This window comes from Deinococcus cellulosilyticus NBRC 106333 = KACC 11606, from assembly GCF_007990775.1.
GTDB lineage: Bacteria > Deinococcota > Deinococci > Deinococcales > Deinococcaceae > Deinococcus_C > Deinococcus_C cellulosilyticus.
In genome coordinates this window covers 18,100-39,495 of the sequence record NZ_BJXB01000036.1, presented here as the reverse complement: position 1 = coordinate 39,495, position 21,396 = coordinate 18,100, and the positions used below count along the sequence as shown (strand labels likewise).

Annotated in this window: 17 protein-coding genes; 9 read left to right on the top strand and 8 right to left on the bottom strand. The window is 56.3% G+C overall.

The annotated features are described in order from the left end of the window. Nucleotides 1-6: 6 nt before the first annotated feature. The 4 genes from cobO to DC3_RS25255 all read right to left on the bottom strand — a co-directional run bounded on the left by cobO (nt 7) and on the right by DC3_RS25255 (nt 5,673). On the bottom strand, nt 7-573 hold the full coding sequence (cobO, locus tag DC3_RS25270; RefSeq protein WP_146890205.1) for a cob(I)yrinic acid a,c-diamide adenosyltransferase: 567 nt from the start codon (nt 571-573) through the stop codon (nt 7-9). After that, nucleotides 570-1,208 carry an adenosylcobinamide amidohydrolase gene (locus tag DC3_RS25265; protein ID WP_146890202.1) on the bottom strand — a complete coding sequence of 213 codons (639 nt, stop codon included), beginning with the start codon at nt 1,206-1,208 and terminating at the stop codon, nt 570-572. Before DC3_RS25265 ends, cobO begins: the two co-directional genes overlap by 4 nt. A gap of 420 nt (nt 1,209-1,628) precedes the next feature. Then, nucleotides 1,629-4,049: a YbcC family protein gene (locus DC3_RS25260; RefSeq protein ID WP_146890199.1), complete on the bottom strand. Its 2,421-nt coding sequence runs from the start codon at nt 4,047-4,049 to the stop codon at nt 1,629-1,631. Continuing rightward, nucleotides 4,024-5,673 (bottom strand): proton-conducting transporter transmembrane domain-containing protein, encoded by a 1,650-nt coding sequence (locus DC3_RS25255; protein WP_146890197.1) that lies wholly within the window; start codon nt 5,671-5,673, stop codon nt 4,024-4,026. Before DC3_RS25255 ends, DC3_RS25260 begins: the two co-directional genes overlap by 26 nt. 174 nt (nt 5,674-5,847) lie before the next feature. Between DC3_RS25255 and DC3_RS25250 the strand changes: the two genes are divergently transcribed. The 9 genes from DC3_RS25250 (at nt 5,848) to DC3_RS25210 (ending at nt 15,574) form a co-directional block, all read left to right on the top strand. Then, on the top strand, nt 5,848-6,732 hold the full coding sequence (locus DC3_RS25250; protein WP_146890194.1) for a LysR family transcriptional regulator: 885 nt from the start codon (nt 5,848-5,850) through the stop codon (nt 6,730-6,732). 11 nt (nt 6,733-6,743) lie between these two features. Next, nucleotides 6,744-7,478: an adenosylcobinamide-GDP ribazoletransferase gene (locus tag DC3_RS25245; protein WP_146890191.1), complete on the top strand. Its 735-nt coding sequence runs from the start codon at nt 6,744-6,746 to the stop codon at nt 7,476-7,478. Then, complete coding sequence (gene cobU, locus DC3_RS30105; RefSeq protein ID WP_186816257.1) at nt 7,475-8,551, top strand: bifunctional adenosylcobinamide kinase/adenosylcobinamide-phosphate guanylyltransferase; 1,077 nt, start codon at nt 7,475-7,477, stop codon at nt 8,549-8,551. Before DC3_RS25245 ends, cobU begins: the two co-directional genes overlap by 4 nt. 39 nt (nt 8,552-8,590) lie before the next feature. Beyond that, on the top strand, nt 8,591-9,628 hold the full coding sequence (gene cobT / locus DC3_RS25235; RefSeq protein ID WP_146890186.1) for a nicotinate-nucleotide--dimethylbenzimidazole phosphoribosyltransferase: 1,038 nt from the start codon (nt 8,591-8,593) through the stop codon (nt 9,626-9,628). A gap of 131 nt (nt 9,629-9,759) precedes the next feature. Then, complete coding sequence (locus DC3_RS25230) at nt 9,760-10,659, top strand: ABC transporter ATP-binding protein (RefSeq protein WP_146890183.1); 900 nt, start codon at nt 9,760-9,762, stop codon at nt 10,657-10,659. Then, nucleotides 10,656-11,519: an ABC transporter permease gene (locus DC3_RS25225; RefSeq protein WP_146890180.1), complete on the top strand. Its 864-nt coding sequence runs from the start codon at nt 10,656-10,658 to the stop codon at nt 11,517-11,519. Before DC3_RS25230 ends, DC3_RS25225 begins: the two co-directional genes overlap by 4 nt. 261 nt (nt 11,520-11,780) lie before the next feature. Beyond that, entirely contained in the window at nt 11,781-12,689 is a 909-nt protein-coding gene (locus DC3_RS25220; RefSeq protein ID WP_146890178.1) for a DUF1338 domain-containing protein, read from the top strand. Next, nucleotides 12,686-14,284, top strand: coding sequence for an aldehyde dehydrogenase family protein (locus DC3_RS25215; RefSeq protein WP_246130807.1), 1,599 nt, complete (start codon nt 12,686-12,688; stop codon nt 14,282-14,284). The genes DC3_RS25220 and DC3_RS25215 overlap by 4 nt, the downstream gene beginning before the upstream one ends. Before the next feature lie 159 nt (nt 14,285-14,443). Beyond that, nucleotides 14,444-15,574: a saccharopine dehydrogenase family protein gene (locus DC3_RS25210; RefSeq protein ID WP_146890175.1), complete on the top strand. Its 1,131-nt coding sequence runs from the start codon at nt 14,444-14,446 to the stop codon at nt 15,572-15,574. Between the two features lie 147 nt (nt 15,575-15,721). Here the strand turns inward: DC3_RS25210 and pyk are convergent, their stop codons facing one another. From pyk to dnaA, 4 genes are all read right to left on the bottom strand, one after another. After that, nucleotides 15,722-17,143 carry a pyruvate kinase gene (gene pyk / locus DC3_RS25205; RefSeq protein WP_146890172.1) on the bottom strand — a complete coding sequence of 474 codons (1,422 nt, stop codon included), beginning with the start codon at nt 17,141-17,143 and terminating at the stop codon, nt 15,722-15,724. Further along, nucleotides 17,133-18,401, bottom strand: coding sequence for a phosphopyruvate hydratase (gene eno / locus DC3_RS25200; protein ID WP_146890169.1), 1,269 nt, complete (start codon nt 18,399-18,401; stop codon nt 17,133-17,135). Before eno ends, pyk begins: the two co-directional genes overlap by 11 nt. A gap of 235 nt (nt 18,402-18,636) precedes the next feature. Continuing rightward, complete coding sequence (dnaN, locus tag DC3_RS25195; RefSeq protein ID WP_146890166.1) at nt 18,637-19,719, bottom strand: DNA polymerase III subunit beta; 1,083 nt, start codon at nt 19,717-19,719, stop codon at nt 18,637-18,639. A gap of 286 nt (nt 19,720-20,005) precedes the next feature. Beyond that, the gene (gene dnaA, locus DC3_RS25190; protein WP_246130810.1) at nt 20,006-21,370 is read right to left on the bottom strand and encodes a chromosomal replication initiator protein DnaA; all 1,365 of its coding nucleotides are present in this window, start codon (nt 21,368-21,370) and stop codon (nt 20,006-20,008) included. Between the last annotated feature and the right edge of the window lie 26 nt (nt 21,371-21,396).

The following is a 21,396-nucleotide window of genomic DNA, read 5'->3' as shown; positions in this document are numbered from 1 at the left end:
CATGGTCTAGTGCTCGATGCCTTTCTGGGCTGGAACGCCCGCTTCAAAGGCGTGTTTCACAGGCTGCATTTCTGTCACGGTGTCTGCAAACTCAACCAGAAGCTCATGGGCTTTGCGTCCGGTCAGGACCACATGCAGCATTTTTGGTCTGGCTTTCAGGGTGTCCAGCACCTCCTGAACGTCAATCCAGCCCCAGTTGATGGGATAGGTCACCTCATCAAGCACCAGCAGGTCATATTCACCGGACAAAATGGCCGCTTTTGCCTCCTGCCATCCAGCCTGTGCCATCTCCTTGCTGCGGTCAAGATCCTTGCTGGTCCAGGAAAAACCATCTCCCAGACCTGCAAAGGGGATGCCAAGTGTTTTGAGGCTGCGGTGCTCTCCAAAGTTTGCACTTTCATGCTTGATGAATTGCAGAAGGCGGGTTCTCAGGCCCCTTCCCTGGGCACGAACCAGCAAACCCAGAGCAGCCGTGGTTTTTCCTTTGCCGTTTCCGGTGTTGATGATGACGAGCCCTCTGCGCTCTCCGGTGGGCTTCTCATAGGGTTTGGTGGTGTGGGGCTGGCTGCTCATTTGATGGCCTCCCGGAATGCATCTTCAAAGGCCCGGGCCACAGCCCGACCCACCGGGGTCACTGCACCGGAATATTTTTCATCTCTGCCGCCCAGCATCACGATGGTCACAGTGTCGGTGCTGGTGCCTGTTCCTGCATGGCCTTCCCGGGTCTGGCGTCCCTGCAGCATGCGGGCTTTGACCTCAGTCACGATCTGTACGGCTTCCACCAGTGCAGCTGTGGGCAGGTTCGCTTCAATGCAAACAACGCTGTTGATGGTTCCAGGCTTGTGGTCACTGATCGGCGTCAGGCCCGGAGCACTCAGGTTGCCCAGCCCTGCCGTCACAAAAGCGGTGGCGCTGATGCCCTGTTCTTCTGCGCGGCCCTCGCCAAACTTCCAGACATCCACTGCAGTGAGGCAGCAGACGGTCTGGTCTGCAGGAAGGTTCACTGCCTGAATTTCCTGTCTGACCGCCTCTTGCACATCCACCGGGCAGAACTCCATGCCCACGGTGCGGTTCAGCACGTACCTGGCGCGGGTCAGGCCACCATTGAACGGCGCACTCGAAAGGATGGTTCTGGGCTCCAGAAAATCCAGAATGAGGCTTGAAGGTTTGAGGGTCAGGCACACCTGCTCTGTTTCCAGACTCTGCATGGCACTCCACACACGAGCGGGCTTGAATTGCGTTTCACGCACCCAATCGCGAGGTTCTCACCGGGGTGGCATTCGGACTGAAGAAGCCAGCTTCTATCACCGTTGCGCGTCAGTTCTGGACTTGCTGTACAGGATTTTTATGCACAGCCCACCAGATTCCCCACTTGGACTTTCGCCCTTAAACCGTCCTACGCGGAGCAGTTCCCGATGTCTCACAGGATAACACTGTTGAGGGGGGCAGGATGGGGATGTTTCACGTGAAACGGAGGCAAGGGCCGAGGGCTGAGAGCGAAAGGCAGAAGGCAGAAATCAGAAGGGTTTTCAGGAGCGATCTATTGGCCCACCCACTGACAGCAATATTGATGTGGGTTGTAGGGGCGAGGCGTGCCTCGCCCTGGTGGGTGTTCCAATTTCCGTCTCTCAGCTGTCCAAAGCCTCCCACCTGAGATCTCCCACATAGCGTTTAAATTCCCCTTCTGGGGTGATCCTGAACAGGTAGAGCCAATGGTGGTCCAGCAGGTCCCGCACGTGTCCATGTTTCGAGATCACCTTGTTGATCTCTTCCTGAGGGGCCTCGATGAACACGCTGAGCCTGAGGGGCTCATGGACAAATTGTTCTCCGTCATGCAGGGACTGCAGGGGAAGGCCGGTCTGCAGGTCTCCCCTGCTGCCTTGCAACACCCCAAGAGTGCCCCCCACCACGTTGTGCAGGACTTTGTTGCCGCTGCCAAAAGCCCGGTTGTCCACTGTGGAACCGTAATACTGCAGGTTGATCCAGCTCGCCACCACCATGGGGGCAGTCATGATCAGTTCCAGGACTGAGAAGGCAGGGTCTTCCTGCCAGTTGTAGTTGTGCAGGAAAACCCTGCCTTCGAGGTTCAAGCTGGACGTGCGGACTCTGGGCGCTGCAATGAAAGCTGCATTTCCTGCAAGACCCCACTCTGGTCGCACCTGGGACCAGTCCTTGCTGCGTTTTTCCACCTCCTGGGCCATTTGAAGAGCGGTTTTGTCAGATCCCCCCAGCCATTTGGCACGGGAAAGACGGGTGAGTCCTGCGGCCTGCTCCAGCCAACCCTCAAGCTGCTGCAGATCCTTCTGATGGGAAGCGGGCAACTTTTCGGTGTCATACAGGGTCATGTCGTCGGTGGTGGTGTTGTGCAGGCCTGCCACAAACCAGCTGTCTGCCGGAATGTCGATGCCTTTTGCAGCAAGACCCACCCTCACTGCAGCATCATTGAGGATTTTCGCAGCAACCCTGGCGTTGGCCTCTCCAGTGTGCCCTCCACAGGCCCCGCAGTCCAGACCAGAAGCGTGAGGATTGTTGACCGTGCTGCTGCCGTGTCCAGCGAGCAGGATCAGGCGGGCGAATCCAGTCTTCATGGACATGCCTTTCAGCATCCCTTCTGCAAGCTTCAGGCGCTGCTCTAAACTCCATCCAGAAAGGTCAGGTCCGAGCTGTTTGACCTGATGGTGATGCAGGCCGTGAACTGAAGGATGCTTGACCGGACGGGTGATGCGAAAGCTGTCACTGGCGAGCTTCGCCCCAAACCCAAGTCCAGCCGTTTCCACATATGCAAAAGAGGACACGGCAGAAGTCTTGAAGGCTTTCCAGACCTGCGCTGCCTGTTTTCTCAGCACACGGGCAGAGATCGCCTCTTTTCGCTGCTTTTCAGAAACACCTTGCAGGGTCTCCTGCACACTGAGGGCAGGATGCAGCAGCACCGGGCACTGGGCGCTGCCCTCCTCTTCTGCGAGGGACACATACTGGATGGGAAGCCCGAAAAAGCCTGCAAAGCCTGCGGTTTCAAGGTCTGGACTCAGGGTTTCGAGCGAACGGCGAAACACTTCAGAGCGCACATCAATGCAGAAGACCGCCTGCACAGCTTTCCTGCCCTGCTCTGCCACCTCTTTTTTCTGTGAGAGCTGGGAGATCAGTTCCCGCTGAAAACCATGCTCAAAGGCCCGTTGCAGGGCCAGATCCCCTTGCATGTCTGTCTGGTATTGCCTGAGGTGCCCCATCTGGAAAACAGCACGGTTCCATTCGAGCTGCAGGTTTTTGTGCATCTGGAAGAGGGCGAAGTCAAAACTCAGGCGGATGGCGAGCAGTTGCACCAGATCGTCTTTCTCGACGCCAGCGAGTTCAGCATCCCAGGTCTGGTAGCGCACGTAGGAGGCCCATCCAGAGATGCTGCACAGGGCGCGGTGCAGATACACCTCCAGTGCAGCATCCCGCACTTGCAGGGCTTCGGTGATGAAGTGAATGGCTTCATGAGGATCGGTGGGCAGCTGACCCACCCATTTGCGGAAATCCCTGAAGCCCAGCACCTCAGGCTGACGGTCCAGCCGGGCAGCCATCCTCCAGGCACTGTACAGAGGAAGGTCCCGCCAGGGCAGGGTCCACACAGCCTGGGTCTGGTCAAAATATGCTGCACACCACTTGGAGATTTCCTCGGTGGTCATGCGGCTGTAGAAGGTGTTTCTGGCCTCATCCACCACTTCTGTCACGGTGTGGGCAACCACAGCCTGATTCTGACTGGATGGCTGAGCCAGAGCATGCTTGAGGGTCACCACATCCAGCCCATGTTCAAGCGCAGCTTTCTGCAGGTCCTGTTCCTGAATTCTGCCCTGCTGCACCTGCTGGGCGTAATATTCGCGGGGCATCAGCATGCTGGCGTGGACCACCTGCTTCACCGTCTGGCAGGCCTCAGAAAACGGTTGATCGGTCAGGCCCACGAAGGGATTCACGGCAACGAAGTGCTTGAGGGGCCACAGGGGGGCAATGCGCTGGGTGACGCCTTTCACCTGTTTACGGAATTCAGGATGCACGCTTTGCAAAGTCATGGCTTTTTCCTTTCTGGGCAGCTTCAGGAGAGACAGCGGGCTTGATGGGCCACACTTTTTCGATCAGGCGGTGGGTGAAGGCGTGGACATACAGACCATTGAGCAGGTGGATGTAGGCAACCTGCCACTGGGGGTGAGAGATGCGGTAAGGAAGCAGCATCTGCAACACCAGAGCTGCCAGGAACAGCACGATCAGGCTGATCGAGATCAGAAGGCCCATGACCGTTGGAGCCAGAGGGTCTGTCACCACGGCACCTTTGAGGAGCCATTCCACACCCGACTGCAGGGCAAAGTAACTGACCGCCACAAACCCTGTGAACCCCAGCCCTTTCACGAAGAGTTTTGCAGTCAGGCGTTCAGAGGCTGCATTCCACATCAGGTAGACCAGACCCATCATCAGGGTGGAACCCAGCACCAGCAGGCCTGGTTTGTGATCCAGCGGTGCTCCAAAAAGGGCTCCGGCTGCAAAAGTGAGGCCCACAGCAGAGGCCAGGACAAGAAGCAGGTTTAAAGTCTGGGGTTTTCCTTTCGGAAGTTTAAGGCTGGATTTGCTGGTTTCCACCACACTGCCCGAGGACAGAAAGGCGTGGGCTTTGTAAAGAGAATGACCGACGATGTGCAGCACCGCAGCCGGGAAAGCCCCAAGACCACACTGCAACAACATGAAGCCCATCTGGGCGATGGTGGAGTAGGCAAGGCCCACTTTCACCGTGTTCTGGGTGAGCATCACCACAGAGCCAAACAGGGCAGTGAGGCCACCCACCACGGTCAGTGCGGTGAGGGACCCTGGAGCAAGCACCATCACCTCACTCATGCGGACCATCAAAAAGCCACCGGCATTGATGATGCCAGCATGCAGCAGGGCAGAAACAGGCGTGGGGGTTTCCATCACTTCAGGAAGCCAGCTGTGGAAGGGGAACTGTGCAGATTTCAGCAGGGCCGCAAGCACCAGCAGTCCAGTGATCTCGGGAATGTAAGGGAGGGAGGCACCAGACATTCTGGCCTCCTGAGCGAGTTCAAAGATCCGGACAAAATCCAGCGTCCCAAAACCCTGATAGACCAGCACAGCTGCAGTGATCATGCTGAGGTCACCCAGACGGCTGGTGATGAATTTCTTGCGGGCAGCGAGCCTTGCACCAAAACGCTCCGGGTAGAACACCAGAAGCTGGTGGAGGCCCAGACTGATCCCCATCCACACCAGCACGAACATCCCCAGGTGACCGCTGACCATCAGGGTGAGCACTGCAGCAATGGTCAAAGAAAGCCACTTGAGGAATCGGCCCTGTCCTGCATCTCCTGCCAGATAATTGCGGGTGTAGCGGGTCACGATCAGACCAATGAAGGACACCAGGGTGAGCATCACCGCCGAGAGCACATCAAAGTAAACGGTCAGTTTGAAAAAAGCACCCAGTGAGAAAAAAGTGTGGCTGATTTTCCCTGTGAAGGCCAGACCAATGGCTGAAAGCACAGCCACCCCAAAACCCGTCCATGCGATCGGGTTGGTGATTTGAACCATCTTTTGTGGATTTCGGCTGGCCCAGCGGACAGAGATGAGCCCGGCAAGCAGGTAAAGCAAGGGACCGGTGATGACCAGAAACGGCAAAGTTGTGGTGATCGGTTCCATAAAGACGTCCTTTCAGCAGAACACCACCCTGCCACCCCGGGTGGCGGGCAGTGCCCTCATGAAGTTCTTGATGTGTGGCAGGCGAACCTGCATCTGCACAGACTATAGCACCGTCTTAATCTTTCGTCTAATAGAATAATTGCTAAAAATCGTTCGTTTTGATAAAAGTAAAAGGTGGCTTTTCTGAACTACCATCATCTGCGCTACTTCTGGGCTGTGGCCCAGGAGGGCAACCTCACCCGTGCGGCCGAGAAACTGCACCTCTCCCAGTCGGCCCTGTCTGTGCAGCTCCGCAAACTTGAAGAGCAACTCGGTCACAACCTCTTTGAACGGGAAAACCGCAAACTCACCCTCACCGAGGTGGGCCGCATTGTGCTGGACTACGCCGAGACCATCTTCAAAACCGGAGATGAACTGCAAAACCTGCTGAGGTCTGGACAGGCCAGCAACAGACAGGTGCTCAGGGTGGGGGCCGTGGCCACCCTGTCACGCAACTTCCAGCTGGATTTTTTGAAGCCCGTGATGGGCCGCACCGATCTGGAACTGGTGGTCCGCTCAGGGACCCTGCGTGAACTCCTCTCCCAGCTGGATGCCCACACGCTGGACCTCGTGCTCTCCAACATGCCGGTTCCCAGAGACGCCGAAAACCTCTGGCACAGTCACCTGCTGGCACAGCAGCGGGTCAGTCTGGTGCGCAAACCCGCACCAGACGCCCAACCGTTCCAGTTTCCAGAAGACCTGCGCACGGTGCCCATTGTGCTTCCCAGCCTGCAAAGCGACCTCAGGCGAGAATTCGACCTGATTCTGGAACAGGCAGGCATCCGGCCCACCATCCTGGCCGAGGTGGATGACATGGCCATGCTGCGTCTGCTGGCCCGTGAAACCCCTGGTGTCACCCTGGTGCCCCCGGTGGTGGTGCAGGACGAACTGCGCACCGGAGCACTGGTGGAATGCTGCAAGATCCGGGACCTGCAGGAGAATTTTTATGCCATCACCCAGAGCAGGCGCTTTCCCAACCCCCTGGTCGCTGAACTGATCCAGGCCATCAAAGCAGATTAGACTGGAGGGCAATGTTGCGCTATGCCCACCTCGCCCTGACCTTCCTCACCACCCTCCCCCTTCCAGACGTGGGGGAAGTGAAAGAAGGTGAATTCAAGAAGGCCAGTGGCTTTTATCCAGTCGCAGGTTATGCAGTCGGTCTGGTGCTGTTCCTGGTGGTTCTGATCGGTCACCTCTTCCCTGCCGGGGTCAGTGGAGCCCTTGCCCTCACTGCATGGCTGTGGATCACCGGAATGCTGCACTTTGATGGGCTGGTGGATGCCGGAGACGCCTTGCTTGCCATGAAGTCTCCCGCGAAACGCCTGGAGATTCTGAAAGATGTGCATGTGGGGGCTTTTGGTCTGGCGGTTGCGGTGATCTCCCTGCTTTTAAAATGGAGCCTCCTGACCGAACTGCATGCTTTCAGCTGGACTGCACTTCTTCCTCTGATCCTCATTCCAGCCATTGCCCGATTTGCAGTTCTGCTCCCGATGAACCTTTACCCTGCCGCCAGACAGGAATCTCTCGGGGCCAGATCAAGAGAAGGCTGGTGGCAGATGGGCCTCATCTTGATCCTTCCTGTTCTGCTGTTCCCGGGTGGCTGGTGGATGCTGCTTGCAGGATTGATCTCTGCTCTGGTGGTGGCCCATTTCGCCGCAGGCAGGCTGGGAGGAGGCATCAACGGTGACGTGTACGGAGCCATCATCGAATGCACCGAGATTGCTGTTCTGCTCCTGTGGGTGATCGTCTCTGGAGGACAGGCATGACCCGCACCCTGTACCTGATCCGGCACGGCACCACCGAAGACAACCATCTGAAACGCTACCCTGCTGCAGATTCACCTTTAAGTGCCCAGGGCAAGCGTGCTGTGCAAAAACTGCAGCCCTTTCTGCCCTCAAACAGTGTGGTCTTGAGCTCTCCAAGCCTTCGAACCCTGCAAACCTGTGGGGCTCTGGGCCTCTCCCCTGTCATCCATCCTGATCTCCGAGAAATGGATTTTGGGATCATGGCTGGTCACACCTGGGCAGAACTGGAAGCGAAGCACGGGAATGCTCCTTTGCAATGGCTGGAAGACATGCAGAATCCGGAATCCGCTGCAGGAGCACCACAGGGGGAAAGTGGCAAAGCCTTTGCTTCTCGCATTGCCGGAGTGCTGAGAGACCTTCCAGAAGGAAACACCATTCTGGTGACGCATCTGGGAGTGATCCGGGCCATCCTGAGACAGACCCTGAATCTGCAGCGTTTTGAACTGTCTCCTGCCAGCCTCACAGTGCTGAAACATGATGGAGAATGGATATTGAAACATTTAAATATTGCTTTTTCAGCCTCTTCCATCAGGAGTGTGTTCATCTCTGGAGGGGCACGCTCTGGGAAAAGTGCCTTTGCTGAAAAGCTGGCTGCAGAGCAGGAAGGAGAAATCACTTTCATTGCAACTGCACAGGCCTTCGACGAGGAGATGCAAGACCGCATCGCCAGACACCAGACCGACCGACCTGAGCACTTTAAAACCCTCGAAGCTCCCAGAGAACTGCTGGAAGCAGTCGAGAAAGTCTATGGTCCACTGCTGATCGATTGCCTGAGCCTGTGGGTCTCCAACCTGATGATGCAGGAAATGACCGAAGCAGCAATTCTGGAGCGTGCCCAGGCGATCTGTGAAGTGATTCAGCAAAGGACATCTCCAACCATCGTGGTCAGCAACGAGGTGGGTCTTGGGATTGTCCCTGTCAACAAACTCGCCAGACAGTACCGGGACATTCTGGGCCGGGTGAACCAGATGTTTTCTCAAGCCTGCCAGGAAAGTTACTTCTGTGTTGCAGGCCAACCCATCAAGGTCAAGTAGCACCTGCCAGGACGCAAAAGCGTTAATCTGTTCCCTGAAATGCAGACCTTAATTGACCAGATTCAACCCCTCAATGCACAGGCTTTGAAAAGCGCGCTGGAACGCCAGGACCAGCTCACCAAACCTCCGAAATCTCTGGGAAAACTGGAAGCCCTGGGGGTGCGACTTGCAGGCATTCTGGGCACAGAAAAACCAGAAATTCAAAACCCTGTGGCCATCGTCTGCGCAGGAGACCACGGCGTGTGTGAAGAAGGCGTCAGTGCCTTTCCTGCCAGTGTCACCCCTCTGATGGTTCTGAACTTCCTGGCCGAAGGGGCAGCGGTAAATGCCATCGCCCGCACTGTGGGTGCAAAAGTGCAGGTGATCAATGCAGGCGTGAATGCAGACCTGCCCGACCACCCTGCTCTGGTGAACACCCCTGTTCGCAGAGGCACCCGCAACTTGCGAAAGGAAAGTGCCCTGACCCGCGAGGAAGCAGAAAAAGCCCTGCTGCTTGGAGCAGAAGTGGCAACACAGGCCATTCAGCAAGGTGCAGGAATTCTGGTGCCCGGAGAGATGGGCATCGGCAACACCACCCCTGCAGCAGCCATCACCGCCAGAATGCTGAACCTCTCTCCAGATCTGGTCACAGGACGTGGAACAGGCATCTCAGATGAAGGCCTCACCCACAAGGTCCAGGTGATCAAAGAGGCCCTGAACCGCAACCAGAGCCACGCAGAAGATCCTCTGGGTGTGCTTGCAGATCTGGGTGGTCTGGAAATCGCTGCCATGACCGGGGTGATGCTTGCAGGTGCCGCCCACCGGGTTCCTGTGGTCATTGATGGATTCATTGCTGGATCTGCAGCCCTGATTGCCGCAGCCCTCTCTCCCCTTTCCAGAGATTATTTCTTTGCAAGCCACCAGAGTGTGGAAATCGGGCACGTCAAACAACTCTCCCACCTGGGTCTGGAACCCTTGCTCAATCTGGACATGCGTCTGGGAGAAGGGACAGGTGGAGTCCTCTGTGTGCCCATCTTGCAGGCTGCGGCCAGCGTTCTGAAAAACATGGCAACTTTTGCAGAAGCTGGAATTGGCTGATCTGACAGGATTTCAGCAGGGGGCGAGCCGTCGGCCTGCCCCTACAAATTGTATTGGACATTCAAAACCACAATCTGTCCTCGCCCTGTCACCGCATTTCTCAAAAAGAATCCCCGTACTCTGAAGTCAGCATGGACATTGAGGCAACGCATCTTCACAAAGCCTATCCCCGCAAGGTGGCCGTTCAGGACATCAGCTTCTCGGTGGCACAGGGAGAGGTTTTCGGTTTTCTGGGACCCAACGGGGCTGGAAAGACCACCACCATCAAAATGCTCCTGGGCCTGATTTCTCCCACCCGTGGAACCCCAAAGCTCCTGGGTCAAACGCCTGACAGCCTGGAAGTCAAACGGCAGGTGGGGTTTCTTCCTGAACTTTTCCGTTTTCATGACTGGCTCTCTGGAAAGGACCTCCTCAGGTGGCATGGCCGCCTGTGCGGCATGACCGAGCAGGAACTGGACAGGCGCATTCCAGAAGTGCTGGATCAGGTGGGCCTTTCACAGCACGGAGACCGGAAAGTGAAAGGCTATTCCAAGGGGATGCAACAACGGGTGGGTCTGGCCCAGGCCATCTTGCACAAACCCAGGATTGTCTTTCTGGATGAACCCACCTCTGCCCTTGATCCGCTGGGCCGCAGACAGGTCAGGAACATCATCCACCACCTGCAGGAACAGGGGACCACGGTGTTTTTAAATTCCCACCTGCTCTCCGAGGTGGAACTGACCTGTGATCGGGTGTGCATTGTGCAAAACGGTCAGGTTTTACGCACCGGTTCATTGCAGGAGTTGCTGAAAGGAACCCTGGAAGTGGAAATCCTGAGCGAGAAAATGACTGAGGACCTCAAAGCAGAGCTGCAGTCTTTTGCAGAGGTGCTCGATTTCACGTGGAACACCGCACACCTCAGGGTCTCGGATGAAAAAGACATTGCCCGCATTGCAGAGGTGCTGTTCAAACACCGGTGTCCGATCTATGGCCTCACCCCACAGAAACGCACCCTGGAAGACCTGTATGTTTCCCTGATGGAGGCCAGATGAACAACATCTTCAAAGTTTCTGCTTTCACCCTGCAGGAGGCTTTCGCCAAGAAGCTGATTCTGGCCCTGCTGATTCTGACCGTGGTCTTTCTGGGCCTGTATTTTTATGGTGCCCATGCCCTGCAGGAGAACCTGACAGAACGGGCTGCAGAACTGGGCCGTGAACGCCTGAGGAGGGCCGATGAGATCTATGCCACCCTCAGCATCATGGGCCTGTATGTGGTGAACTTTCTGGGCAGTCTGGTGGGCATCATGCTGGGCGTTTCCACCCTTTCAGGAGAGGTGGAAAGTGGCCTCTTGATGACCATTCTGGTCAAGCCTTTGAAGCGTGCCGAACTGGTGCTGGGCAAATGGCTCGGGCTCAGTGTGGTGAGCCTGGTGTATCTGGCCCTGCTTTCTCTGGGGGTGGTTTATGGCACCTACTGGATCACCGGGTACATCCCGGCAGATTACATCAAGACCATAGTGCTGATGGGCCTGGGCACCTGGATTCTGCTGACCAGCACAGTCCTCTGCAGTGCCATTTTTCCAGTGCTGACCAGTGGGGTCGTGATGTTCATGGTCTATGCCCTCTCCTGGACGGGTGGACTGGTGGGGAACCTTGGGAAGTTTACCGCCACACCTCTGATGGAAAAAATCGGGGTGTACTCGCATTACATCTTTCCCAGCGATGCCATGTGGCGTTTTGCCAGTTATTACCTGCAAACCCGCTCGATGCGAGACCTTCCAGAGGGCATCCGCGATGGCAACCCTCTGGTGGGCAGCACCCCCATCCAGTCCGGGGACCTGATCTGGGCTTTTTGTTATCTGGTTGCACTTTTAGGTCTGGCCATCGTGGTCTTTCGCAGACGCGACCTCTGATCCTCATATAACTTTCACACTTGGCTTTTGACAAGCGTTGCGCCCGTTTCCACAGCGGGCGTTAACTTTTGGTTGTCGCTGACCCTGCGCTTCCGGGCCTGTGGGATTGTATACACTTTTCAAATGACAGGTCAGCTGGGTTTCAGCGTGGTGCTAGCATGAGATCAAGAACAGGATAAATGTCCCATTTCAGGACACCAAAATCTCTCTGGGACTGGCTTTTCAGAGGGGTTGGTGTCTTTATGAAGAAAGGATCTTGAGATGCATGACACCCTGAAAAAAGTGCTCGACGGTCTGATGCAGCGTTACCAGCAGCGCGTTCCCGATGTGGAAGGCGTGATTGAAGCCATGCTCAAAGAAGGCATCATTGCAGCGAGAGACCAGATCGAAAACGATCACATCGCCTTCAGAACCATGGGTGTGCCCCAGTTCGGCATCCAGTCCTTTGAAAAGATCTTTTTGCACTACGGTTACCGCAAACAGGAAAGATACAATTTTCAGGCCAAGAAGCTGAATGCCTTCTGGTACGCTCCCCCCTCCCCCGAGTTCCCCAGAATCTTCGTGTCCGAACTGCGGGTCCATGAGCTTTCCGAAGTGGCCCAGCGCATCATCCACAGCTACACCGATGAAGTGAAAACCGATCCTGTCGATGGCCTCAACCTCGACAACTGGGAAGAAGTGGATGCCTTCTTGCACAAGGCCCTCTGGAGGCTCCCCACCCTGGAGGACTACGAGCGCCTGCAACAGGAATCGGAATACGCCGCCTGGGTGATCTACAACCGCTATTACCTCAACCACTTCACTGTGTCCATTCACAGCCTGCCAGAGGGTTACGACAGCATCCAGGGCTACAACGACTTCCTGGAGAGAAACGGCTTCAAACTGAACGACTCTGGGGGCAAGATCAAGGTCAGTCCTGATGGTCTGCTGCTGCAGTCCTCCACCGTCGCAGAGATGATCGAAGCCGAATTTGCCGAAGGCAAAAAGAAAATGATCAGCGGGTCCTATGTGGAATTCGCTGAAAGACGGGTGCTCCCTGCCTACAGCCACCTCTCAAAATCCGAACTGAAACGCGAACACCGCCGTGAGGGTTTCGAGGCTGGAAATGCAGATAAAATCTTCGAGAGCACCTACACCACCCAGACCCAGAAAAGGGAGGTCGTGAAGTGACCCAGACTGCTCAGAAACCACAGACCGGAGAACACACCGTGAAGCGTTACCTCAACATCATCAATGGAAAAATGGTCGACAGCCAGGACCATTACCTGAGCCGCAACTCCTCAAAACTCAGCGATGTGCTCGGAGAATTCCCTGTTGCCACCAAAGAGCAGGTTCGTGAAGCCTGCATCGCTGCAAAAACTGCATTTGCAAAATGGAGCAAGACCCCCGCTCCCATCCGGGGCAACATCATCGGGAACATCGGCAAGGCCATCGAGCGTGAAAAAGAAGCCCTGAGCCGCCTGCTCTCCCGCGAAATGGGCAAGACCCTCAAAGAAGCCCGTGGAGACGTGCAGGAAGCCATCGACACCTGCCACTTCTTCCAGTCCGAGGGTCGCCGCCTGTACGGCCAGACTGTGCCCAGTGAAATGCAAACCAAGGACCTGATGACCTTCCGCCGTCCTCTGGGCGTGGTGGGCATCATCACCGCAGGAAACTTCCCTGTGGCCGTGCCTGCCTGGAAGATCATTCCAGCGCTTCTGACCGGAAACACCATCGTCTGGAAGCCCAGCGAAGATGCGCCCCTGACCAGTTACGCCTTCACCCAGCTTCTGATTGAAGGAGGCCTGCCCGATGGGGTCATGAACCTCGTCTTCGGTTACGGCGGAGGTTCCACCGGTGAATTCCTGGTGGACATGATGGATGAGAAGCGCCTGAACAAAATCGCTTTCACTGGATCGAGCGCTGTGGGCCGCAAAATTGGCGAGGTGGCAGGCCGCAACCTCACCCACCCCACCCTTGAACTCGGGGGCAAGAGCCCTCTGGTGGTCATGCGCGACGCCGATCTGGACAATGCTGTGGCAGGTGCCCTGTGGGCCGCTTTCGGCACCGGAGGCCAGCGCTGCACCAGTGCAGGAAACATCATCCTGGACGCTCCCATCTACGAGGAGTTCAAGAAGCGCTACCTCGAAAAAGTCCAGCAGATCAAAATCGGCAACCCTGGCGAACACGATGACGTGCTCTATGGCCCTTTCATCAACGAGCGCTTCTTCAAAACCTGGGAAGCCCACTATGACCTCGGTGAAAAAGACGGCGCAACCCTGCTGCACGGCAAGAAGCGCATCACCCGCGACAACAAACCCGAAGGTTTCCAGGGCGACCCCGAAGAGGCATTCTATGGCTGGCCCACCGTCTGGGACAACGTCACCAAAGACATGCAGATCTTCCAGCGGGAGTGCTTCGGCCCCACCATCAACCTGGTGAAAGTCGACGGCATCGATGAAGCCATCGAAGTCGCCAACAGCGTGGAATACGGCCTCTCCAGCGCAATCTACACCAACAACCGCGAATGGGCCTACAAGTTCCGCGAGAACATCCAGGCAGGCATGACCTCCATCAACAACTCCACCACCGGAGCAGAAGCCCACATGCCCTTCGGTGGCACCAAGGCTTCAGGCAACGGCACCCGCGAATCTGGCATCTGGGTGATCGACAACTACACCTACTGGCACGGCGTGAACGACGACATCTCTGGCAAGCTGCAACTGGCCCAGATGGAAACCGAATACGCAGAGGTCAAAGCACCTGTGAGCGTCTCCGAGCTGTAAAACATGCGATGTGGGGCGAGCCAGCGGCCCGCCCCTACAGTTCAATCGACATCATTCCCAGGCAGGCACGCCTGACGCTGATTCCATCTTCTTCCCTCAAAACCCACATCCAAAACATTGCCAGAGAGGTTTTCTTCTCTGGCAGGGAGGTCACACACCATGAAACGCAAAGTCCTGATTTTCGGTGCAGGAAAAGTCGGCACCACCATCGCGCACCTGCTCCACCACGCCCAGAATTATGAAGTCACCCTTGCAGACAAGAGTGAACAGGCCCTGGAACGCGCCGTCAAAACCGTGCCTGTAAGAAGTGTGGTTCTGGATGCCACCGACATTGGCATGATGCAGGAGGCCTTCAAGGAAGTGGATCAGGTGGTTTCTGCCGGGCCCTACTTCGTGAACAAGTTCATTGCAGAAGCCGCCCTGAACGCTGGGGTGAGTTACTTCGACCTCACCGAGGACCGTGAAACCACTGCCCACATCCGCGAACTGGCAAAGCAGGCAAAACCCGGTCAGGTGTTCATGCCCCAGTGCGGTCTGGCCCCTGGCTTCATCGGGATTCTGGCGGCAGACCTCGCAAAGGGGTTTGATTCCATTCTTGACATCAAAATGCGCGTGGGTGCCCTCCCACAGTTCCCCACCAACATGCTGATGTACAACCTCACCTGGTCCACCGACGGCGTGGTCAACGAGTACATCAACCCCTGTGAAGCCCTGCATGATGGCAAAATCGTGGAAATGCAGGCCCTTGAGGGCCTGGAGAGCTTCTCACTGGATGGGATCACCTACGAGGCCTTCAACACCTCTGGTGGTCTGGGCACCCTCTGTGAGACCCTGGAAGGCAAAGTCCAGCGTCTGGATTACAAGTCCGTGCGTTACCCTGGCCACCGCTACCTGATGCAGTTCCTGATCCGCGATCTGCGCCTCTCCGAGCGCCGTGAGATGCTGAAAGACATTCTGGAAAACGCCCTTCCCATCACCCCTCAGGATGTGGTCCTGACCTTCTGCACCGTGACTGGCTACAAAGAGGGCCGCCTCACCCAGGTCAGCGACGCCCGCAAAATCTACGACCAGATGGTCCACGGTCAACACTGGAGTGCCATCCAGCTCACCACCGCAGCTTCTTTGTGCGCCGTCCTGGACCTCCACGCCGAAGACTTCCTGCCTGCCCAGGGCTTCGTGCGTCAGGAAGATGTGCCCCTGAGACCCTTCCTGGAAAACCGCTTCGGGCGTTACTACCAGGTGGAGCAGGTGGAGCATCTGGCGAACAGTGCCCGGATTGTGCCTGCCTGACCCTCGCTCCGCTTGAGGCTTTGCCTCTTCGCTCCCTCTCCCACTTTCGCGGGAGAGGTTTTTGATGGGAAAACAGGAAGACAGCAAAATCCCTCTCCCAGTTCTGGGAGAGGGAGGCGTGAGACGGGGTGAGGGTGGGTGGTGAGGTTACGGAATCCGCGCCACGCGCAGCGTGTTGGTGGTTCCTTTCATGCCGAAAGGTACACCAGCGACGATCACGATGCGGTCTCCAGATTGCACCAGCTCCAGATCCTGCAGGGTCTGGACGGCAATCTCCACCATGTCATCGGTGTCTTTGGGGTCACGGGTGAGGAGGGGCACCACACCCCACATCAGGGCCAGCTGGTTCACCACTTTGTCGTTGGGGGTGAGGGCCAGGATGGGTTTGCGGGGACGGCGGCGGGACACGCGTGCTGCAGTGGCTCCGGAGGAGGTGAAGCACACGATGGCCTTGGCGTTCAGGAAGCGTGCGATTTCGCTTGCAGAGTGCGCAATGGCGTCCTGGGTGGTGTGGCGATCCTCGGGGATCTTGATGAGTTCTTCTTCGTACTGAGAAGTGCCTTCAGCGGTCTCAGCGATTTTGAACATCATGCCCACGGATTCCACAGGGTACATGCCGCTTGCAGATTCTGCGGAGAGCATCACGGCGTCGGTTCCGTCGAAGATGGCGTTGGCCACGTCACTGGCCTCTGCGCGGGTGGGACGGGGGTTGGTGCGCATGCTTTCGAGCATCTGGGTGGCGGTGATCACGGGCTTGCCCGCTTCGCGGCACTTGCGGATGATCATCTTCTGGATCACGGGGACCTGTTCGGTGGGCATTTCCACCCCGAGGTCACCACGGGCCACCATGATGCCGTCTGCTTCAGCGAGGATTTCGTCGAAGCGGTCCACAGCCTGGGGCTTCTCGATTTTGGCCATCAGTTTCGCGCTTGAACCGAGCATTCTCAGGTGGTGGCGGGCCAGAATCAGGTCGTCACGGGAACGCACGAAGCTGAGGGCCACCCAGTCCACGCCGATTTCTGCACCGACCCCGAGGTCAGCAATGTCCTTGTCGGACAGTGCAGGGGCAGAGAGGTCGGCTTCGGGCACGTTGATGCCTTTGTTGTTGCTCAGCACCCCACCGATTTCAACTTCGGTGATGATGTCGTTGCCTTTGATCTCTTTGATGCGCAGCTCAAGGTTGCCGTCATCGAGGAGCAGGGTCATGCCCACGCTGACATCCTGGGGAAGGGGCTTGTAGGTGGTGGACACCTTTTCGGCGTTGCCTTCCACGTCGTCGGCGGTCAGGATGAACTTCTGGCCCTTTTCCAGGGTGACAGGACCATCTTTGAAGCGACCTGTGCGGATTTTGGGTCCTTGCAGGTCCTGCAGGATGCCCACGTTCACACCTTTTTTGGCTGCAGCGGCGCGGATCATGTCCACGCGCTTCTGGTGGTCTTCTTTGGTGCCGTGGGAGAAGTTGAGGCGGGCCACGTTCAGGCCAGCATCAATCATCTGCTCGAGGACTTCGGGTTTTTCACTTGCCGGACCAATGGTCGCGACAATCTTGGTGGATCGTTTAAAGAGCATCTTTCCCCAGGAATCGAGCTGCAGCACCGAGTTCATGCTCAATGCGCAGGAGTTGGTTGTACTTGGCGATGCGGTCACTGCGGCTGGCAGAACCGGTCTTGATCTGTCCAGCGTTGGTGGCCACAGCCAGGTCAGCGATGAAGCTGTCTTCGGACTCACCACTGCGGTGAGAAATCACTGCGGTGTAGCCAGCCTTCTGGGCCATTTCGATGGCGTCCATCGCTTCGGTGAGGCTGCCGATCTGGTTCACTTTCACCAGGATGGAGTTGCCGACTTTGGTGTCAATGCCCTGTTTGAGGCGCTTGACGTTGGTCACGAACAGGTCGTCACCCACAAGCTGTACCTTGTCGCCGATTTTCTGGGTGAGCAGTTCCCAGCCAGCCCAGTCGTCTTCGTGCAGGCCGTCTTCGATGGAGACGATGGGGTAACGGGCAGCCCAGTCGGCCCAGAAGTCCACCATTTCCTCGCTGGTCAGAATGCGACCTTCGCTTTCAAGGTGGTATTTGCCGTCTTTGTAAAGTTCGCTGGTGGCGGGGTCAAGGGCGATGAAGATGTCCTTGCCTGCTTCGTAGCCAGCGTCCTTGATGGCTTCCATCAGCACTTCGAGGGCTTCTTCGTTGCTCTGGAGGTCAGGAGCAAAACCACCTTCGTCACCGACGTTGGTGTTGTAGCCGCGCTTCTTCAGCACTTTCTTGAGGGCATGGAACACTTCTGCGCCGTAACGCAGGGCTTCTTTGAAGCTGGGAGCGCCGAGGGGCATGACCATGAATTCCTGGAAGTCCACACGGTTGTCGGCGTGTGCCCCCCCGTTGATCACGTTCATCATGGGTGCGGGCAGCACCTTGGCGTTGTTCCCACCGAGGTAACGGTAGAGGGGAAGGCCCAGGTAGCTTGCAGCTGCACGGGCATTGGCCAGAGAGACAGCCAGGATGGCGTTGCCACCGAGCTTGCTCTTGTTGGGGGTGCCATCGAGGTCGAGCATGATCTGGTCGACTTTGACCTGATCGAGTGCGTCCACACCGATGAGGGCCGGGCGAATGACGTTTTCCACATTCTCCACAGCTTTTTCCACACCTTTGCCCAGGTAGCGCTTGCCCCCGTCACGCAGCTCGTTGGCTTCGTGGCTGCCGGTGCTGGCTCCCGAGGGAACGATGGCACGGCCAACGAAACCGCTTTCGAGGTGAACTTCGGCCTCGACAGTGGGGTTACCACGGGAGTCAAGCACTTCACGGGCGATGATGTTAGCGATTTTCGTCATGATGACCTCCATTAAAAAACTTCCCTAGGGAAGTGTACCTGTGACACTATAACCGATTTTTAAGAGCCTTTCGTCAATTTGTCTTGTCCGGGACTCCTGTCCTGAAAATTGGGAGGGAGGTACACATCCTCAAGATCCTCTGATAGAATCGGGGTTTTCCACAATTTTCTGTGGATAACCTGTGGATAACTCGGGGATGTTTATCCCTCCCACAGCTGAACTTCAGCTTCGAGCCTCAGATGCGCAGGGGCACCACCACTGCCAGGTAACCAGATTCATCGGTGGTCTTGAAAAGGGCTGGGGTGGTCACTCCTGAAAGTTGCAACACCACATCCCCTTCCATGGGACCGAGGGCATCCGAAACGAACTTGGCATTGAAACCCAGCGAAATGGCAGGCTCACTCCCCTCCTGAAGTACCTCTAAAACTTCCTGTGCGCGTCCGTAATCCCCCTCGGCGATCAATTGAAGCTTGGACTCCGAGACCAGAAATTCAACACGGTTGTTGGCGTTTTTATCCGCAAGTACGGCCACCCTCGAAACTGCTTCCTTGAGTTTTGAAGCAGGAAGCTGCACTTTTACCTTGATGTTGCTGGGAATGACCCGCTCGTAATCAGGAAACTCACCATCCAGGAGCTTGATGTTCATCTTGGTGCGGTCTGAGGCCACAGAGAGCAAGTGGTCTCCAAAGGTGAGTTTCACCAGACCCTCCTTGAGGATGCGGTTCAGTTCATCGGCACTCTTGGCAGGAACAATCAAGTTTCTGTCCACACCAGACCCGGTGAAATCTCTGAGGGCCAGACGGAAACCATCGGAAGCCACCAGACGCACCTGTTTGGCACGAAGCTCAAACTTGATTCCACGGAAAACCTGTTGAAAAGCTTCTGTGGCCGTGGCATAACGCACGCTGCTCAGCGAACGGTTCAGTTCCTTGGCGTCCATCTCCACATCGGAGTGGGAAGGAAACTGGATCTCTGGAAAGGCGGAGAGGTCTCCGGTCTGGAGTTTGAAGTTGCTTCCACCAGAAGTCAGGGTGATTTCACTCTGGTTGAGGTTGATCTCGACCAGTTCTCCGGGCAGGTTCCTGACAATCTGGGCAAACAGGTGGGCAGGAACAATCACGGCCTGTCCGTTTTCCACCTGAGCGGGAACAAAACCTTCCATGTCCAATTCCAGGTTGGTTCCACTCAGGTAAATTCCTCTGTCAGAAGGCTGAATCTTGACATAGGAGAGAACAGGGTTGTTGCTTCTGGCTGGAATGATTCTTTCCAGGGTGCTCAAGGCATCACTGAGGAACTTTTTGGTGACCTGAATCTGCATGGCTTTCTCCTCTTTTAAAGATTATATATATAGATATTTTTAACAGCAGTAGTAGTAATAGGGCCTGTGGATATTGTGGAAAACCCACCTGGAGCCCATCCTACACGAGAAACGTCTTGTGGATAAAGTTGTGGATAACTGGCACTTTCCTGTGGATAACCTGTGGATAAGTACAGGGGTTATCCACAGGCAAAGTTATCCACAGGTTATCCACAGGGTTATCCACAGGTTATCCACAGACTTATCCACAGACTTATCCACAGAAAGTGATTTTTTGCACATGGCTTCACATTGGGCTCTGTTTCAGGCGCTGGGACAGCTGCTGGGCCACTTTGGTGAGCTCTGTGTCCTTCTGAATCTGCTCGGTCATTTTCTGGATGGCGTACAGCACCGTGGAGTGGTCACGGCTGAAAAACTGACCGATCTCGGGCAGAGAGTGGGTGGTCAGTTCCCGGATCATGTACATCGCCATCTGGCGGGGAATCACAATCTCGCGGGCCCGCCCGGTCCCTTTCAGGGCTTCTGGCGTCACACCATAAAAATTGGCCACTGAACGCAGAATGTCATTCATGTCCAGCTGAACGGTGTTGGGCGTGAAGATCTCTGACAGTGCCTTGGCGGCCACGGAACGGTTCACCTCCACGTTGTTCAGGCTGGCAAAGGCCACCACCCGCATCAGTGCCCCTTCCAGTTCACGAATGTTGCTGGTGACGTGTTTGGCGATCAGTTCCAGCACATCCTGAGGCACACTGATCCTGCGGATTTCGGCATTCATTTTCAGAATGGCCACCCTTGTTTCAAACTCAGGGCTCTGGATGTCGGTGATCAGGCCCCATTCGAATCTGGAACGCAGCCTGGCTTCCAACGTCTCGATGTCCTTGGGAGGACGGTCTGAGGACAGGATGATCTGTTTGTGGTTCTCGTGCAGAGCGTTGAAAGTGTGGAAAAACTCTTCCTGCGTTCTTTCCTTGCCTGCCAGAAACTGGATGTCGTCCACAAGCAGGAGGTCAATGGAGCGGTACCTGTTGCGAAAGGCCGTCATCTTGTCGTCCCGGATGGCATTGATCAGGTCATTGGTGAAAGACTCGGTGGAGACGTACTCGATGCGCATGTGCGGGTGGCGCTCCGAAACGAAGTGCCCCACCGCATGCATCAGGTGGGTTTTTCCCAGTCCCACATCCCCATAGATGAACAGGGGGTTGTAGGCTCTGCCTGGAGATTCAGCAACGGCAACGGCTGCAGCGTGGGCCAGATTGTTGTTGGGTCCCACCACAAAGTTGTCGAAGGTGTATTTGGCATTCAGGTTGACCCGGTTGGGTTCGGTCACCATGTGAACTGCAGGGGCAGGCCGGGGTTCCGGGGCAGGTGCCGGGGTGGGTGTGCCAGGCAGCAGCATGGCGTCTTGCACCGCAGGGAGCACCTGAAAGTTGACTTTGGGGTTCTGTGCCCCCATGTCCCGCATGGCCATCTCGATGAGCTTGACGTAATGGGACTTGAACCACTCCTGGGAGAAGGCGTTTTTGACCCCGAGGATCAATTCACCCTGCTCCACACCGAGTGGTTTCACATCCCTGAACCACGTGTGGTACTCCACATCGGAGATGTTCTGCCGCACGTAGTCGAGAATATTAGACCAGATGTCCAAAGAGATTACAGCCTCCCTTGTTGTCACTAGAT

What these genes read in the sequence shown, in the direction of transcription:
- cobO (WP_146890205.1), bottom strand. Translation starts at nt 573, where the DNA reads ATGAGCAGCCAGCCCCACACCACCAAACCCTATGAGAAGCCCACCGGA.
- DC3_RS25265 (WP_146890202.1), bottom strand. Translation starts at nt 1,208, where the DNA reads ATGCAGAGTCTGGAAACAGAGCAGGTGTGCCTGACCCTCAAACCTTCA.
- DC3_RS25260 (WP_146890199.1), bottom strand. Translation starts at nt 4,049, where the DNA reads ATGACTTTGCAAAGCGTGCATCCTGAATTCCGTAAACAGGTGAAAGGC.
- DC3_RS25255 (WP_146890197.1), bottom strand. Translation starts at nt 5,673, where the DNA reads ATGGAACCGATCACCACAACTTTGCCGTTTCTGGTCATCACCGGTCCC.
- DC3_RS25245 (WP_146890191.1), top strand. Translation starts at nt 6,744, where the DNA reads ATGTTGCGCTATGCCCACCTCGCCCTGACCTTCCTCACCACCCTCCCC.
- cobU (WP_186816257.1), top strand. Translation starts at nt 7,475, where the DNA reads ATGACCCGCACCCTGTACCTGATCCGGCACGGCACCACCGAAGACAAC.
- cobT (WP_146890186.1), top strand. Translation starts at nt 8,591, where the DNA reads ATGCAGACCTTAATTGACCAGATTCAACCCCTCAATGCACAGGCTTTG.
- DC3_RS25230 (WP_146890183.1), top strand. Translation starts at nt 9,760, where the DNA reads ATGGACATTGAGGCAACGCATCTTCACAAAGCCTATCCCCGCAAGGTG.
- DC3_RS25225 (WP_146890180.1), top strand. Translation starts at nt 10,656, where the DNA reads ATGAACAACATCTTCAAAGTTTCTGCTTTCACCCTGCAGGAGGCTTTC.
- DC3_RS25220 (WP_146890178.1), top strand. Translation starts at nt 11,781, where the DNA reads ATGCATGACACCCTGAAAAAAGTGCTCGACGGTCTGATGCAGCGTTAC.
- DC3_RS25210 (WP_146890175.1), top strand. Translation starts at nt 14,444, where the DNA reads ATGAAACGCAAAGTCCTGATTTTCGGTGCAGGAAAAGTCGGCACCACC.
- pyk (WP_146890172.1), bottom strand. Translation starts at nt 17,143, where the DNA reads ATGCTCTTTAAACGATCCACCAAGATTGTCGCGACCATTGGTCCGGCA.
- eno (WP_146890169.1), bottom strand. Translation starts at nt 18,401, where the DNA reads ATGACGAAAATCGCTAACATCATCGCCCGTGAAGTGCTTGACTCCCGT.
- dnaN (WP_146890166.1), bottom strand. Translation starts at nt 19,719, where the DNA reads ATGCAGATTCAGGTCACCAAAAAGTTCCTCAGTGATGCCTTGAGCACC.